Origin of the sequence: Sphingomonas sp. OK281, assembly GCF_900115295.1 — a bacterium.
GTDB lineage: Bacteria > Pseudomonadota > Alphaproteobacteria > Sphingomonadales > Sphingomonadaceae > Sphingomonas.
The window spans coordinates 420,796-434,771 of sequence record NZ_FOVZ01000003.1; the positions used below are offsets into that span (position 1 = coordinate 420,796).

Below are 13,976 nucleotides of genomic sequence, written 5' to 3' on the forward strand. Positions count from 1 at the left end.
TCCGGGGAGAGGGTCGGGGTGAGGGGCAGCCAAGCAGGACATCGCCTGGAACAGCCCCTCACCCCGGCCCTCTCCCCGGAGGGGAGGGGGAGCAGCGCGCGCCTAGTCCTCGACGATCTGGCTGTTCGTCCGCGTGTCCTTCATGCGCAGATACACGACCAGCGACACCGCGATCATCGCCGTCACATACCAGTAGAATCCGCGTTCGAATCCCGCGCCCTTGAACTTCAGCGCGACGAACTCGGCGGTCCCGCCGAACAGCGTATTCGCCAGCGCGTACGGCAAGGCGACGCCCAGCGCGCGAATATGCGCGGGGAACAGTTCCGCCTTCACGACCGCGTTGATCGACGTGTAGCCCGTCACGATCACCAGCGCCGCCATCACCAGCAACCCGGCATAGATCGGGTTGGTCGCGCTCTCCAGCGCGGTGAAGATCGGATAGGTGAACAGCACCCCGGCAATGCCGAAGCCGACCATCAGCGGCTTCCGCCCGATCTTGTCCGAAAGCCCGCCCGCGATCGGCTGTAACAGCATGAACACGAACAGCGTGGCGGCGTTGATCTGGCTCGCGACCTCGCGGCTGAACCCGCTGGTGTTGACCAGGAACTTCTGCATGTAGATCGAGTAGGCGTAGAAGGCGAGCGTACCGCCAGCGGTCAGCAGCATCACCGTGATCGTCTCACGCGGATGCTTGGTGATCAGCTGGATGAAGCCCGACTTGGGCTTGCCGTCGCCCGCATCCGCCTTGGCATTCTCGAAGCTCTGCGTCTCGGCGAGGCCACGACGGATGTAGAACACGACCACGGCCAACACCGCGCCGATCGCGAACGGGATGCGCCAACCCCAGGAATCGAGCGCCGCCTCGCTCATCGTCGATTGCAGGATCAGCAGCACGCAGATCGCGAGCAACTGGCCCGAGATCAGCGTGACGTACTGGAACGACGAAAAGAACCCGCGGCGGTTCTTGCCCGCCATCTCGGTGAGATACGTCGCCGACGCGCCGTACTCGCCGCCGACCGACAGCCCCTGCATGAGCCGCGCGATCACCAGCATCGTCGGCGCGAAGACGCCGATCGTCTCATAGCCCGGCGTGCAGGCAATGATGAGCGAGCCGGCACACATCAGCGTGACCGACACCGTCAGCCCGGCCTTGCGTCCGTGGCGATCGGCATAGATCCCCATGATCCACGCGCCGATCGGCCGCATCAGGAAGCCGACCGCGAAGACCGCCGCGGTGCTGAGCAACTGCGCGGTGCGATCGGTCGACGGGAAGAAATGCGGTGCGAAATACAGCGTGAAGGCGGAATAGACGTACCAGTCGAACCACTCGACCAGGTTGCCGGTCGATCCACCGATGATTGCCTTGAGGCGGGTTTTCTGATCGGGTGCCATTACTTCGTCCCCTGTGGAGCTTGTGTCGGAAACCCGCGCTTCTTGAGCAGCGCGTTCACATCCGGATCACGCCCCCGGAACGCACGATACGCCTCGGCACGATCGGTCTCGTTGCCGGTCGACAACAGGATCTTCGCGAAACTGTCCGCCGTCGGCTTGTCCCACGGGCTGCCCGCCTCTTCGAACGCCGCGAAGGTGTCGGCATCCATCGTCTCGGACCAGAGGTAGCTGTAATAGCCCGCCGAATAGCTGTCCGACGCGAACAGATGCTGGAACTGCGGCACGCGGTGGCGCATCACCAGCTGCTTCGGCATGCCGATCTCGGCGAGTGTCGCGGCCTCGAACTTGTCGGGGTCGATCACGCCGTCAGGCACGGTGTGGATCTTCATGTCGACAATCGCCGACGACAGATATTCCGCGGTCTTGAAGCCTTCATTGAACTTGCTCGACTGCTCGATCTTGTCGAGCAACGCCTGCGGCATCGCCGCCTTGGTCTGGTAGTGCCGCGCATATTTGTCGAGCACGTCGCGGGTCAGCAGCCAATGTTCGTTCACCTGGCTCGGATATTCGACGAAGTCGCGCGGCGTGCCGGCGAGCCCCGGATAATAGACGTTCTGGAGCATGGCGTGGATCGCGTGGCCGAACTCGTGGAACAGCGTCTGTGCATCGTCGAGGCTGATCAGGATCGGCTCGCCGGGCGCGCCCTTCGCGAAATTGTTGTTGTTCGACGACAGCACGAGCTGCGCCGGCGCGAGCCTACGTTGCCCACGATAGGTGTTCGCCCACGCACCCGACCGCTTGCCGGTCCGCGCGAAATCGTCGCGGTAGAACAGCCCGACGTCCTTGCCGTTCTTGTCGGTCACGCTCCACACGCGCATGTTCGGCTCGAACACGGGAACGGTGCCGGTGATCTCCTTGAAGTTCAGCCCGTACAGCCGGTTGGCGGCGTACAGTGAACCCTGGATGATGTTGCCGAGCTCGAAATACGGCTTCAACTGCGCCTGATCGAGGTCGTACCGCGCTTTCCGCACCTTCTCCTGGTAGAAGCGGTAATCCCACGGCTCGATCGTCAGCGAGGTGCCGGCGACCTTCTGCATGTCCGCGACTTCCTCGGCCACGCGCGCCTTGGCGGCAGGCCAGACGCGCATCATCAGGTCCATCGCCGCGGCGGGCGTCTTCGCCATCGTGTCCTGCATCCGCCAGTCGGCATGCGTCTTGAACCCGAGCAGATGCGCGCGGTCGGCGCGGAGCTTCACGATCTGTGCGATCGTCGCATTCGTGTCGTTCGCGTCGCCATTGTCGCCACGGTTCACGAACGCGCGCCAAACCTTCTCGCGCAGTGCCCGGTCGGTGGCGTAGGTCAGCACGGGATCGACCGCCGACCGCGTATTGACGATCGCGAAGCCTGGCAGCTTCCGCTCGGTCGCAGCGGCCTTGGCCACCGCCTTCACGCTATCGGGAAGCCCCGCGAGTTTCGCCTCGTCGGTGACCGAGATGGCTTTGCTCTCATCGGCGAGCAGCTTCTCGCCGAACGTCGAGAACGCGGTCGCGAGTTCCTGGTTATACTGCGAAAGCTGCGTCTTCTGCACATCGGTCAGCTTGGCGCCCTGGCGCACATAGCTGTCGTAGATCCGCGTCACGAGCCGGATCTGCTGCGCGTTCAAGCCGCTGGAGTTGCGGCCTGCGTAGATAGCCTGGATCCGCGCGAACAGCGGCTTGTCGAACGTGATCGCGTCCGACGCCGCGGCGAATTTGGGCGACCATTCGCGGTCGAGCTTCTGATACGCGGGCGTGCTCATGTTGCCGGTCATCACGCCGAACAGCGTCATCACCTGACCGTAGCGCTTGCCGGCCAACTGCATCGGCACGATCGTGTTGGCGAAGGTCGGCTTGGCCGGATTGTCGGCGATCTTGCGGTAGTCCGCAGCGCGCTCGGCCAGCGTCGTCTCGAACGCCTGCGGGAACAGTTCGGGGCGAACCTTGTCCCAGGGCGGCACCCCGCCGGTTGGGCCGGTCCAGTCGGCCAGCAAGGGGTTCGCGGCTGGTGTCGTGGACGTCGCACCCGTCTGCGCGACGATCGACGTAGACGCCATCAACGCAACGGCGCTGGCGGCGAGGTATAGAAACTGCACATGGATCTCCCGGTCAATGTACCGGGTAGCATAGTGATAAAGTTACGTAGCGGAAGGCGTCGCCACCGATCCGCGCACAGGGTCGGTCGTCCGTGCCGTGAGATCAGGTGCCGGGTCGATCATCACGAGGCTGGCTCGCCGCCTGTTCCGCTGCCGCGATGAGCCGCCGCCCCGTCTCCGCCGCGGCCTCCGGCGTGAACGTGATCGCCAGGCCATCGACTCCGTCCAGCGTCACCAGCCCATTCTCGGCTGCGGCGATACCTGCGGTGGATTCCGGCCTCATCATGGTTTCGCCCTCCCGCCCGTCGGTGCCATCAGGTGTCGTGCGATCGGTATCCGTCACGCTCCCCTGGAACCGTACAGATATTGTGGTTCAAACTCAGCAACGGCTGCAAGTGCTTTACGATCCAGGATATTTACCTCCCCGCCCTTGAACGTCAGCAGATTTTTCTCGCGAAGCGCTCTCAGCACGCGGTTGACGTGCACGCCCGTCAGTCCGCTCGCCTCGGCGAGGTCTGGCTGAGTCATCGGCAGCATGTAGCGCCCGTCCGCCGCCATCCCGACCATTTCGAGCCGCGCGTTCAATTCGCAGAACAGATGCGCGATACGGCCCTCCGCGCCGAGCCGCCCCAGCCGGAATATCCATTCGCGGTGCATCGCCGCATCGAGCAGCGTGCTAAACCACAGTTTCTGCGTCAGGTGCGGATAGCGCTCGGTGATCGACTGCAACGTACGATGTTCGAAACAGGCGATCTTGACCGGCCCAAGCGTGGCGATGTCGTGATCGAGCCGCTTCATCGGGAAGGCGTGGAGATCGACGAAATCGCCCGGCACATGCACTGCGACGAGCTGACGCTGGCCCTCGCGGTCGTCCATGTAGCGACAGACGAACCCTTCCAGCAGGAGCGCGCTCGTCTCGATCAGGTCGCCGGCACGCACGATCTGCTTGCGCGCAGCGACCTGCCGCACGGATTCGATGCCGTCCTCCAGCACCTGCTTTTCTTCGCTGCTGAACTCATGGCGGCCGCGCCCCATGAGAAACTTTTCCGAGATCATCGACACCCCTTCATCACCCGGCTTCGTACCGCCCTGCGTGATAGAAGAACAGATCGGGATTCGTACTGATCAATATCAAAGGTTATGCCGGGTGCGAAACATTGCCGCGGTTCGTGGGTTCCACCCCGACCATGTACCAGCCAATATTCCAAAACGACCATCCACTCGCGCGCAAGTTCATCGAAAATGTGCAGGCGCCGCAGTTTCCGTGCGTCGGCGCGAAATCGGCGCTCGCCAAGGGACAGATGGACATTCTCGTCGCCCGCGACGTGCGATCCGCTTGGGATGACATGAGAATCTCTCCGGCGCTTGGCGAGACCGTCCGCAAATATCGCGAGGATCGCGCGATCTTCCGCACGCTCATCATCCTGTTCGAAGCGCCTGCTTTGCTATCGGAAGAAGAGTTCGAGGCGCATCTTTGGGCGCGCGCTCAGTCCCTTAGCGACAAGGACGAGTGGCTTGGCTATCGCCCCGACCCGTCGGTGAGCAGCGATCCCGACGATCCGCATTTCTCGCTGAGTTTCGCAGGCGAGGCATTCTTCGTGGTCGGCCTGCATCCGAACGCAAGCCGTCCGGCGCGTAAGTTCGAATCGCCGACGATGGTGTTCAACCTGCACGACCAGTTCGAGGTGCTGCGCGACCAGCAGCGCTACGACAAGTTGCGTTCGTCGATCCTTGCGCGCGATCTCGAATATGCCGGCTCGATTAACCCGATGCTGGCGCGGCACGGCGAGTCGAGCGAAGCACGACAATATAGCGGGCGCGCGGTGGACGAATCCTGGAAATGCCCTTTCAAGCGAGGCGAAGCACGTGGCTGACATCAAGACGATCCCGCCGCGTTCGGGGGCCGGATTTACGCTCGACAAGGGGCAGACGCTGACCGTGATCGATCCCGAGGGTCGCCAGGTTTCGGACTTGCTCGCCTATAACCGTGCCGACATTCGCGAGGCGATCTCGTCGGGGCGGACGCTCGATTATGCGAGCCGGTTATACCTGACGACCGGCGACCTGCTCTATTCGAACCGCAGCAACGTGATGCTGGAGATCGTCTCGGACGATGTCGGGCGACATGATTTCCTGCTGACGCCGTGTTCGAAGGAAACCTTCGCGATCATCTATGGCGATACCGATCCGCATCGCGGCTGCTTTGGCAATCTCGCGGAAGCGCTCGCGCCTTGGGATATCGAGCCGGACCAGATCCCGGTCGCGTTCAACTGCTTCATGAACGTGCCGATCAATGGCGAGACGGGCACGTTCACGGTCGAACCGCCGCTGAGCAAGGCCGGCGACACGATCGTCTTCCGCGCTGCGATGGACCTCGTCATCGGCATGACCGCGTGTTCGGCGCTGCAATCCAATGGCGGCAGCTTCAAGCCGATCCAGTACCGAATCGACTGAACGGACTGGCTAGCGGCGCTGATAGAAGATGTGCGACTCGACGGTCGCCACCTTGACGAGCGAACTGCGCCAGTACGGCACCAGCCAGTCGGTATGGTAATGCGTCGCGCAGCCTATCGGGGTATAGACATAGCCGTTCATGGCCCGGCGCGCCGCGTGTCTCGCCTCCTCCCAGCCCTCGTGCTCGGGCCGTCGTGTCTGCGAGCCGTCGCAGGTGAAGGAGAACTGGCATCCCGCCTTGCGGTTCGCACCTTGATAGACGACCCCGCACACCGTCTTGGGGAACCCCCGCGCGCCGACCCGGTTGAGCACGACCTGGATAACCGCGCGCTGTCCGTCACGGTCGGCGCCAGCCTCATAGAGTGCAACGGTGGCGAGGCATTCGGTCGCCTGGAGACGCGCGGCCGGACCACCACGAAACCGGAACGGCTCTGCCCGCTTGCGCTTTTCGGCAACGATCGGGACCAGCGCATTGGAAGCGCGCGCCTGCGCCATCGTGAGACGTGGCCTCCGATGCGCCGTGGTTGTTTCGGTCGGCCAGGGCAGATCGGTCAGCGACCCGAAGATCGCCGCGAACCCGACCACGGCGCCGAGCAGGAGAAGCCAATGCTCGGACGATGGTCTCAGCCTGGATCGATTGCGCCGCCGCGATGAGACATATCGGGCCGGTCGCTTCGCCATCCCGCGTCCTTACCGGCGAAATTTTCGCAAGGAAACGATCACTGTGCCGCTCGCCCCGAGGGTCGATGCGTGATCGCTGGAAAGAGATGGTGCCCCTGGCCGGAATCGAACCAGCATGCCTTGCGGCAACCGATTTTGAGTCGGTCGCGTCTACCAATTTCGCCACAGGGGCAGCGGCGGGTTGGCTAGACGAAGCTTTCGTCCGCCGCAAGCTGTCTTGATGAGGAATTGTGACCGGTCAGTTTCTCGGCGGTTGGCGGCGGTAGCTCAGCGCCTCGGCGATGTGGATGCGGCCGACGGTGTCGCTGCCCGCGAGATCGGCGATAGTGCGCGCGACGCGGAGGATACGGGTGTAGCCTCGCGCGGTCAGGCGCATCGCTTCGGCTGCTTGAGCGAGCAGCTTGCGACCGGCTTCGTCGGGCGTGGCAACGGTATCGAGCAACGCGCCGTCCGCCTCGGCGTTCGTGCGAACAGGATGGTCGCGGTAGCGTTCGGTCTGGATCGCGCGGGCGGCGGAAACGCGGGCGGAAACCTGTGCCGAGCCCTCGGTCGGTGGCGGGAGGATCAGGTCGGCGGCGCTGACCGCCTGTACGTCGATGTGTAAATCGATCCGGTCCAACAAAGGGCCGGACACCTTCGCTTGATAGTCCGCAGCGCATTTGGGGGCTCTCGCGCAGGCCAGGCTCGCGTCGCCGAGGTGACCGCACCGGCACGGGTTCATCGCAGCGATCAACTGTACGCGCGCAGGAAAGGTGACGTGCGCGTTGGCTCGGGCGACGCTGACCGTACCTGTCTCGAGCGGCTGGCGCAGCGAATCAAGGACGGCGCGCTGGAACTCCGGGAGTTCGTCGAGGAAGAGCACGCCGAGATGCGCGAGGCTGACCTCCCCCGGCTTCACCTTCAGCCCGCCCCCGGTGAGTGCTGCCATCGACGCGGAATGGTGTGGCGCTCTGAAGGGTCTCGTGCGGGTCAGGCGCCCGCCGGTCAGCGTACCAGCGACCGACTGGACCATAGATACTTCCAGCGCTTCGGCCGGGTCGAGCGGTGGCAGGATGCCTGGCAGGCACGAGGCCATCAGCGATTTTCCGGAGCCGGGTGGGCCTACCATCAGCAAATTATGCGATCCGGCGGCCGCGATCTCCAGCGCGCGCTTGGCCGTCTCCTGCCCTTTGACCTGCCGCAGGTCCGGACCGTGATCGGCGGCTTCAGCGATTCCCGGCTTGGGGGGACTGAGCAAGCCGTGGCCCTTGAAGTGGTTGAGGAGCGACAAAAGATCAGGCGCAGCGATGACCTCGATCTCGCCCGCCCATGCCGCTTCCGAGCCTTGCGCGGCGGGGCAGACAAGGCCCTTCCCCACTTCCGATGCATGCAGCGCGGCGAGCAACACGCCCGGCGACGCGGTGATCCGCGCATCCAGACCGAGCTCCCCGACTATCACGTAATCGGCGAGCGCTTCGGCATCGACCACGCCCATCGCCGCGAGCAACGCCAGCGCGATAGGAAGATCGAAATGCGATCCTTCTTTAGGGAGATCCGCAGGTGAAAGGTTCACCGCGATGCGTTTCGGCGGCAGCGACAGGCCCATCCCTGCAATCGCTCCCCGCACCCGCTCACGACTTTCGCCGACCGCTTTGTCCGCGAGGCCCACGACGTTGAACGCAGGAAGTCCTGGAATCAGTTGGACTTGCACCTCGACCGCGCGTGCTTCCAGCCCGAGATACGCCACCGTCGCCACGATCGCCGCCATGCCCGCTCCCCCGCGACACGACGTCACGCCTTATTCATACCCGATTTGCCATGTCTGCAAGGACGGGCGGCCTGGAAGCCTCTGGCGCCGCCGTCTTGCGAACCTAATACACCGGACCCACATGCCTCCCGTGAAAGCCGTCCGCTCCCCCTTTCTTCGCTTCGGCCAGTTGGCGCTCGGGGTGCTGTTGATCCTGAGTGCGCCGCTCCTCGCGCCGCTGCCGGGGCCTGCGGGCATCTTCCTGTTCGCGGGCGGGATGGTTCTGATCCTGCGCAACTCGCGGTGGGCGCGGCTGAAATGGGCGCGACTGAAGCGACGCTGGCCCAAGACCGGGCATTTCGTCGATCGGATGATGCGGCGACAGAGCGCGATGCGCCGACACGAGCGGACCAAGGCTGCTAAAAGCATGCCGATTACGCGGGGTGTGAATTGACTTCCCCGGCCCCTTTCCGTAAGCGCCCAGCCATCAAGGCCGTCCGCGTGGCGGCCGTTTTCTATTTGATGACCTAGGGAATGACCAATGAAGCGGACCTTTCAGCCGAGCAACCTGGTACGCGCACGCCGTCACGGCTTCCGCGCACGGATGGCGACGGTCGGCGGCCGGGCAGTGATCCACGCACGCCGCGCCCGCGGTCGCAAGAAGCTGTCGGCCTAACCATTCTAGACAAACGCCGCGATTTTCTCGCGGCGAATGCGGGGAAGCGCGCACCAATGCCGGGATTCGTCCTGCTCATGCGCCCCCGCGATGACGGTGACGAGACGATGCGAATCGGCTTCACCGTCACCAAGAAGATCGGCAACGCCGTCGTCCGGAACCGCATGAAACGGCGGTTGCGGGCGTTGGCGCGCGAGCTGTTGGCGGAGCGCGGCGTTGCCGGGGCCGATCACGTGTTGATCGGGCGTAATGGCGGGGTCGAGCGGGATTACGCTTTGTTGCGGACCGAGCTCGGCAAGGCGTTTCGCAAGGTCACGCCGCAAGCTGCCGACACGTCAGCAAGTAAGGTTGCCACTCCCGCGAACACCACCACCCCGGCGAAGGCCGGGGCCCAGGTGGGAAAGCGCCCGTGATGCAGCACCGCCCTTCGTTAGCCACGTCCCCCAACTGGGCCCCGGCCTCCGCCGGGGTGGTACCTCGGTTTGGGTGGCGCGGTGCCGAAGGGGCGATTGCCCCCCGCTCCTTGTTCTCCCGCGAAGGCGGGAGCCCAGTCTGGGTCCCCGCCTTCGCGGGGAAACGATTTTGCGGCAATCGGGCGGCGGCCACATCATGCTAGCCCGCCTCCTCATCCTCCTCGCCCGCGGCTGGCAACTCGGCCCCTCGCTCGTCCTGCCGTCGAGTTGCCGCTACGATCCTTCGTGTTCAGCCTATGCAATCGAGGCCGTTGGGCGCTATGGCGCGCTAAAGGGGGGCTGGTTGGCGGCGAAGCGTATCGCGCGTTGCCATCCGTGGGGCGGGTATGGACCCGACCCAGTCCCAGAGCTGAAGCCTGAGAAATTGAAAGACGCCGCCCTGTGAAAGACGACAAGCAGAATTTCGTGCTGTTCGCGGTGATCGCGGCGCTGATCCTGTTCGGATGGCCGCTGATCCAGGGCAAGTTCTTCCCGACCGCGAATCCCCCGGTCACGAAGATCGAAGGCGGCAAGACGAAAGCCATCGCCAACCCCGCCGCCGATCCGGCCGCGGATGGTGCCGCCGCGATCGGCGATCGCAATGCCGTGATCGCGAGCACTCCGCGTATCCGCATCGAGACCCCCCGCGTGTCGGGTTCGATCAACCTGAAGGGCGCGCGGATCGACGATCTCGTGCTCAAGGGCTATGACGAGACCGTCGCGAAGAACTCGCCGCCGATCCGCCTGCTCTCGCCCGCCGGTGCGCCCGACGCGTATTTCGCAAGCTTCGGCTGGCGTGCGCAGGGCCTGACCCCGCCCGCCGCCGACGCGGTCTGGACGCCTTCCGGCGCAACCACGCTGACGCCGACCACGCCGGTCACGCTCGACGCCACCAACGCAACCGGACAACGCTTCCGCATCCAGATCGCGGTCGACCAGGACTATATGTTCACGGTCCGCCAGACCGTCCTGAACGCCGGTACCGCGCCCGTCCCCGTCGCGACCTACGGCCTCGTCAACCGCGTCGGGATCTCGAAGGATCCGTCGTCGATGACGATCCATGTCGGGCCGATGTCGGTCGACAATGGCGGCGCGCATTACCGTCCCAACTACAAGGATATCGATGCCGCCGCGCAGAAGTTCACGACGACCGGCGGCTGGCTCGGCTTCACCGACAAATACTGGCTGACCGCGATCATCCCGGACCAGGGCCAGGCGTTCGACGGTCAGTTCCGCGCCGGTGCCAACAAGGCCTATCAGGCCGATTACGCGCTTAAGCCGAAGCAGGTCGCACCGGGCCAGGCGATCACGCAGGTCTCACGCTTCTTCGCCGGCGCCAAGGAAGTCCGCCTGCTCGACCGCTACACCGATCAGGCCGGCGGCGTCGCCAAGCTCGATTACGCGATCGACTGGGGCTGGTTCCGGATCGTCGAGAAGCCGATCTTCTATTATCTCGACTGGCTGTTCCGCGTGATCGGCAACTTCGGCGTCGCGATCATCCTGCTGACGGTCACGATCCGCGGCCTGCTGTTCCCGATCGCGCAGCGCCAGTTCAAGTCGATGGCGGCGATGCGCGCGGTCCAGCCCAAGGCGAAGCTGCTCCAGGAAAAGCACAAGGACGACAAGGTCCGCCTGCAGCAGGAGACGATGGCGCTGTACAAGGCCGAGGGCGTCAATCCGCTCGCTGGCTGCGCACCGACGTTGCTCCAGATCCCGATCATGTATGCGCTCTACAAGGTGCTGATGCTCACGATCGAGATGCGTCACCAGCCATTCGTCGCGTGGATCAAGGATCTCTCCGCGCCCGATCCGCTGACGCCGCTCAACCTGTTCGGCCTGCTCGCCTTCACGCCGCCGCACATGATCGCGATCGGTGTCGTGCCGATCATCCTTGGCATCAGCATGTACTTCCAGTTCAAGCTGAACCCGACGCCGATGGACGACACGCAGAAGCAGGTCTTCGCGCTGCTGCCATGGGTGCTGATGTTCGTGATGGCGCCGTTCGCGGTCGGCCTCCAGGTGTACTGGATCACGTCGAACTGCCTGACGATCATCCAGCAGAAGCTGTTGTACGCCCGCCATCCGGGCCTGAAAGTGCCGGTGACCAAGTGAACGAGCCATCGAACCTCGGCCCTGACCTTGAGCAGACCGACGCACCGTTCACGCCCGAGATGCTGGAGCATGCGCGCAAACTGTTCGCCGGGCATGTCGGCTTCCTGAAGTCGGCGCCGACGCTCGAATTCCTGCCCGATGCGTCGGTGCCGGAAGTGGCGTTCGCCGGACGCTCGAACGTCGGCAAGTCGTCGTTGTTGAACGCGCTCACCGGGCGCAACTCGATGGCGCGCACGTCGAACACGCCGGGCCGGACGCAGGAGCTGAACTTCTTCGACGTCGGCGCGCCGCTCGCGTTCCGGCTGGTCGACATGCCCGGCTACGGGTTTGCTAAGGCACCCAAGGACGTCGTCAAGAAATGGCGCTTCCTGATCAACGACTTCCTGCGCGGGCGTGACGTGTTGAAGCGTGCGCTCGTGCTGATCGACTCGCGCCACGGCATCAAGGACGTCGACCGCGAGATCCTCGAGATGCTCGACAAGGCCGCCGTCAGCTACCGCATGGTCCTGACCAAGGCGGACAAGATCAAGGCGTCCGAGCTGGTCGACGTTACCGAACGCACCGCGATCGAGGCTCGCAAGCGTCCGGCCGCACATCCCGACATCCTCGTCACGTCGAGCGAATATGGCATGGGTATCCCGGAACTTCGCGCAGCAGTGGTCGAAGCGGTCAGCTAGGCGGCGGCCGATCGACCCATCCGCGCCCGAGGATAATCGGGCAAATCCCGGGCCCCGCGGCGAGGCTGCAGACGGCGACCGGCATAGACGTAACGAGATCGAACCAACCTTACGTTTCAAGGCTGACATTATTCGTCAAACTTCGTAGCTTTCCCGCAACGGGGGAGAATGCGTGATGCGTAAGCGTTTTGGGACGACACTGGCACTGGCCGCCATGCTGGCAGGCTGTGGCGGCGGGGACGGCGGCGGGTCGAGCACGATCGGGGGCGGGTCCGCCACCACGCCGACCCCGACGCCCGCGCCGACGGCGACCGCCGGATGCTCGCTTCGCGAACGCCAGGATTGGGCCGCAGCACAGCTTCGCGAATGGTATTTGTTCCCCGAAACGCTCCCGACCTCGATCAACGCGGCGTCCTACACGACGGTCGACGACTATATCGACGCTCTGACGGCGACCGCGCGGGCACAGCGCAAGGATAGGTTCTTCACCTATCTGACGTCGATCAAGGAAGAGACCGCCTATTATAGTTCGGGTTCGAGTGCGGGGTTCGGAATCCGATTCGCACTTGATCAGACCGGCCAGCGACTATTCTCCGCGGAGTCGTTCGAGGGGGCCCCCGCGCTCGCTGCCGGGATCGACCGGGGTACGGAAATTCTGGCGATCGGCACGACGGCGGACAACCTGCGGACCGTCAGCGCGATCGTCACCGCCGAAGGAACCGCGGGACTGACGACTGCGCTCGGTCCCGACACGACGGGAACGGCCCGCGTGTTCCGGGTGTCCGACGCCGCCGGCACGCGCAACGTGACGGTCGCAAAGACCGACTTCACCCTGCTGCCGGTTTCGACCCGCTACGGTGCGAAGATCATCGACGATAGCGGCCAGCGCGTCGGCTACATCAATCTGCGGACGTTCATTTCGACGGCCGAGCCCGCCCTGAAGGCTGCGTTCGCGGATTTCCGCGCGAAGGGCATAACCAATGTCATCGTCGACCTGCGCTACAATGGCGGCGGGCTGGTCGCGACGGCGGAGTATCTCGGCGATCTGCTCGGCGCTGGGCGATCCACGTCGGACGTGTTCGACTACACGACCTTCCGTCCGGAAAAGGCATCGAACAACGGCACGCGCTTCTTCGCGCCACAACCCGAATCGATTGCGCCAACCCGGATCGCCTTCATCGGTACCGGCGGTACGGCCTCGGCAAGCGAACTGGTGATCAACGCGTTCACACCGTATCTCCACGCCAATGCCGCGCTGATCGGGACGAACACCTATGGCAAGCCCGTCGGCCAGATCGCGCTCGACAAGCCGGCTTGCGACGATCGCCTCCGCGTGATCGCGTTCGCAACGCAGAACTCGGCACGCAACGGCAATTATTTCGATGGCTTGGCGACGACCGTCGAGGCAACCTGTCGAGCCTCGGACGATATCGGCTTCCCGCTGGGCGACTCGCGTGAAGCGTCGACGCGGCGGGCGCTCGACTTCCTGGCGGGGCGCAGTTGCTCGCCGATCACCAGCGATGCGAGCGCCCAGTCCGCCCGTACCACGACGAACACGCGCCAGGACCTGCTGATCTCCACCGCGCCCACGATCGCGCAACGGATGGTCCCCGGTTCGTTCTAGGACCAGGACGGGGGAACGATGACATTGGTGAACGGACACCGAACCGATCG

Annotated in this window: 15 protein-coding genes and 1 tRNA gene; 9 read left to right on the forward strand and 7 right to left on the reverse strand. The window is 64.4% G+C overall.

Annotation, left to right across the window (positions count from 1 at the left end):
* Nucleotides 1-102: 102 nt before the first annotated feature.
* The 4 genes from BM244_RS13495 to BM244_RS13510 form a co-directional block, all read right to left on the reverse strand.
* On the reverse strand, nucleotides 103-1,392 hold the full coding sequence (locus tag BM244_RS13495; protein WP_093399423.1) for an MFS transporter: 1,290 nt from the start codon (nucleotides 1,390-1,392) through the stop codon (nucleotides 103-105).
* Nucleotides 1,392-3,524, reverse strand: coding sequence for a M3 family metallopeptidase (locus tag BM244_RS13500; RefSeq protein WP_093399424.1), 2,133 nt, complete (start codon nucleotides 3,522-3,524; stop codon nucleotides 1,392-1,394). Before BM244_RS13500 ends, BM244_RS13495 begins: the two co-directional genes overlap by 1 nt.
* A gap of 103 nt (nucleotides 3,525-3,627) precedes the next feature.
* Entirely contained in the window at nucleotides 3,628-3,810 is a 183-nt protein-coding gene (locus BM244_RS13505) for a hypothetical protein (protein WP_093399581.1), read from the reverse strand.
* A gap of 53 nt (nucleotides 3,811-3,863) precedes the next feature.
* The gene (locus BM244_RS13510; RefSeq protein WP_093399582.1) at nucleotides 3,864-4,580 is read right to left on the reverse strand and encodes a Crp/Fnr family transcriptional regulator; all 717 of its coding nucleotides are present in this window, start codon (nucleotides 4,578-4,580) and stop codon (nucleotides 3,864-3,866) included.
* 131 nt (nucleotides 4,581-4,711) lie between these two features.
* On the opposite strand from BM244_RS13510, the gene gntA reads away from it, so the two are divergent.
* Complete coding sequence (gene gntA, locus BM244_RS13515; RefSeq protein WP_093399425.1) at nucleotides 4,712-5,398, forward strand: guanitoxin biosynthesis heme-dependent pre-guanitoxin N-hydroxylase GntA; 687 nt, start codon at nucleotides 4,712-4,714, stop codon at nucleotides 5,396-5,398.
* A complete protein-coding gene (locus BM244_RS13520; protein ID WP_093399426.1) occupies nucleotides 5,391-5,978 on the forward strand; it encodes a DUF1989 domain-containing protein in 588 nt (195 codons plus the stop codon). The genes gntA and BM244_RS13520 overlap by 8 nt, the downstream gene beginning before the upstream one ends.
* 9 nt (nucleotides 5,979-5,987) lie before the next feature.
* Here the strand turns inward: BM244_RS13520 and BM244_RS13525 are convergent, their stop codons facing one another.
* The 3 genes from BM244_RS13525 to BM244_RS13535 form a co-directional block, all read right to left on the reverse strand.
* A complete protein-coding gene (locus tag BM244_RS13525) occupies nucleotides 5,988-6,659 on the reverse strand; it encodes a cell wall hydrolase (protein WP_093399427.1) in 672 nt (223 codons plus the stop codon).
* A gap of 87 nt (nucleotides 6,660-6,746) precedes the next feature.
* Nucleotides 6,747-6,831 (reverse strand) — tRNA-Leu (locus tag BM244_RS13530).
* A 66-nt stretch (nucleotides 6,832-6,897) separates the two neighbouring features.
* Complete coding sequence (locus BM244_RS13535; RefSeq protein WP_093399428.1) at nucleotides 6,898-8,406, reverse strand: YifB family Mg chelatase-like AAA ATPase; 1,509 nt, start codon at nucleotides 8,404-8,406, stop codon at nucleotides 6,898-6,900.
* Between the two features lie 130 nt (nucleotides 8,407-8,536).
* Here BM244_RS13535 and BM244_RS13540 point away from each other — a divergent pair, with 130 nt between their 5' ends.
* From BM244_RS13540 to BM244_RS13570, 7 genes are all read left to right on the forward strand, one after another.
* On the forward strand, nucleotides 8,537-8,839 hold the full coding sequence (locus tag BM244_RS13540) for a hypothetical protein (protein WP_254784438.1): 303 nt from the start codon (nucleotides 8,537-8,539) through the stop codon (nucleotides 8,837-8,839).
* An 87-nt stretch (nucleotides 8,840-8,926) separates the two neighbouring features.
* A complete protein-coding gene (gene rpmH / locus BM244_RS13545; protein WP_031393806.1) occupies nucleotides 8,927-9,061 on the forward strand; it encodes a 50S ribosomal protein L34 in 135 nt (44 codons plus the stop codon).
* Nucleotides 9,062-9,117: 56 nt separating this feature from the next.
* A complete protein-coding gene (gene rnpA / locus BM244_RS13550; RefSeq protein ID WP_254784439.1) occupies nucleotides 9,118-9,474 on the forward strand; it encodes a ribonuclease P protein component in 357 nt (118 codons plus the stop codon).
* Nucleotides 9,475-9,670: 196 nt separating this feature from the next.
* Nucleotides 9,671-9,919 carry a membrane protein insertion efficiency factor YidD gene (gene yidD / locus BM244_RS13555; RefSeq protein WP_093399430.1) on the forward strand — a complete coding sequence of 83 codons (249 nt, stop codon included), beginning with the start codon at nucleotides 9,671-9,673 and terminating at the stop codon, nucleotides 9,917-9,919.
* A complete protein-coding gene (gene yidC / locus BM244_RS13560; RefSeq protein ID WP_093399431.1) occupies nucleotides 9,916-11,625 on the forward strand; it encodes a membrane protein insertase YidC in 1,710 nt (569 codons plus the stop codon). Before yidD ends, yidC begins: the two co-directional genes overlap by 4 nt.
* A 59-nt stretch (nucleotides 11,626-11,684) precedes the next feature.
* Entirely contained in the window at nucleotides 11,685-12,302 is a 618-nt protein-coding gene (gene yihA / locus BM244_RS13565; RefSeq protein WP_093399584.1) for a ribosome biogenesis GTP-binding protein YihA/YsxC, read from the forward strand.
* A 175-nt stretch (nucleotides 12,303-12,477) separates the two neighbouring features.
* Nucleotides 12,478-13,926, forward strand: coding sequence for a S41 family peptidase (locus tag BM244_RS13570; RefSeq protein WP_093399432.1), 1,449 nt, complete (start codon nucleotides 12,478-12,480; stop codon nucleotides 13,924-13,926).
* The last annotated feature ends 50 nt before the right edge of the window (nucleotides 13,927-13,976 follow it).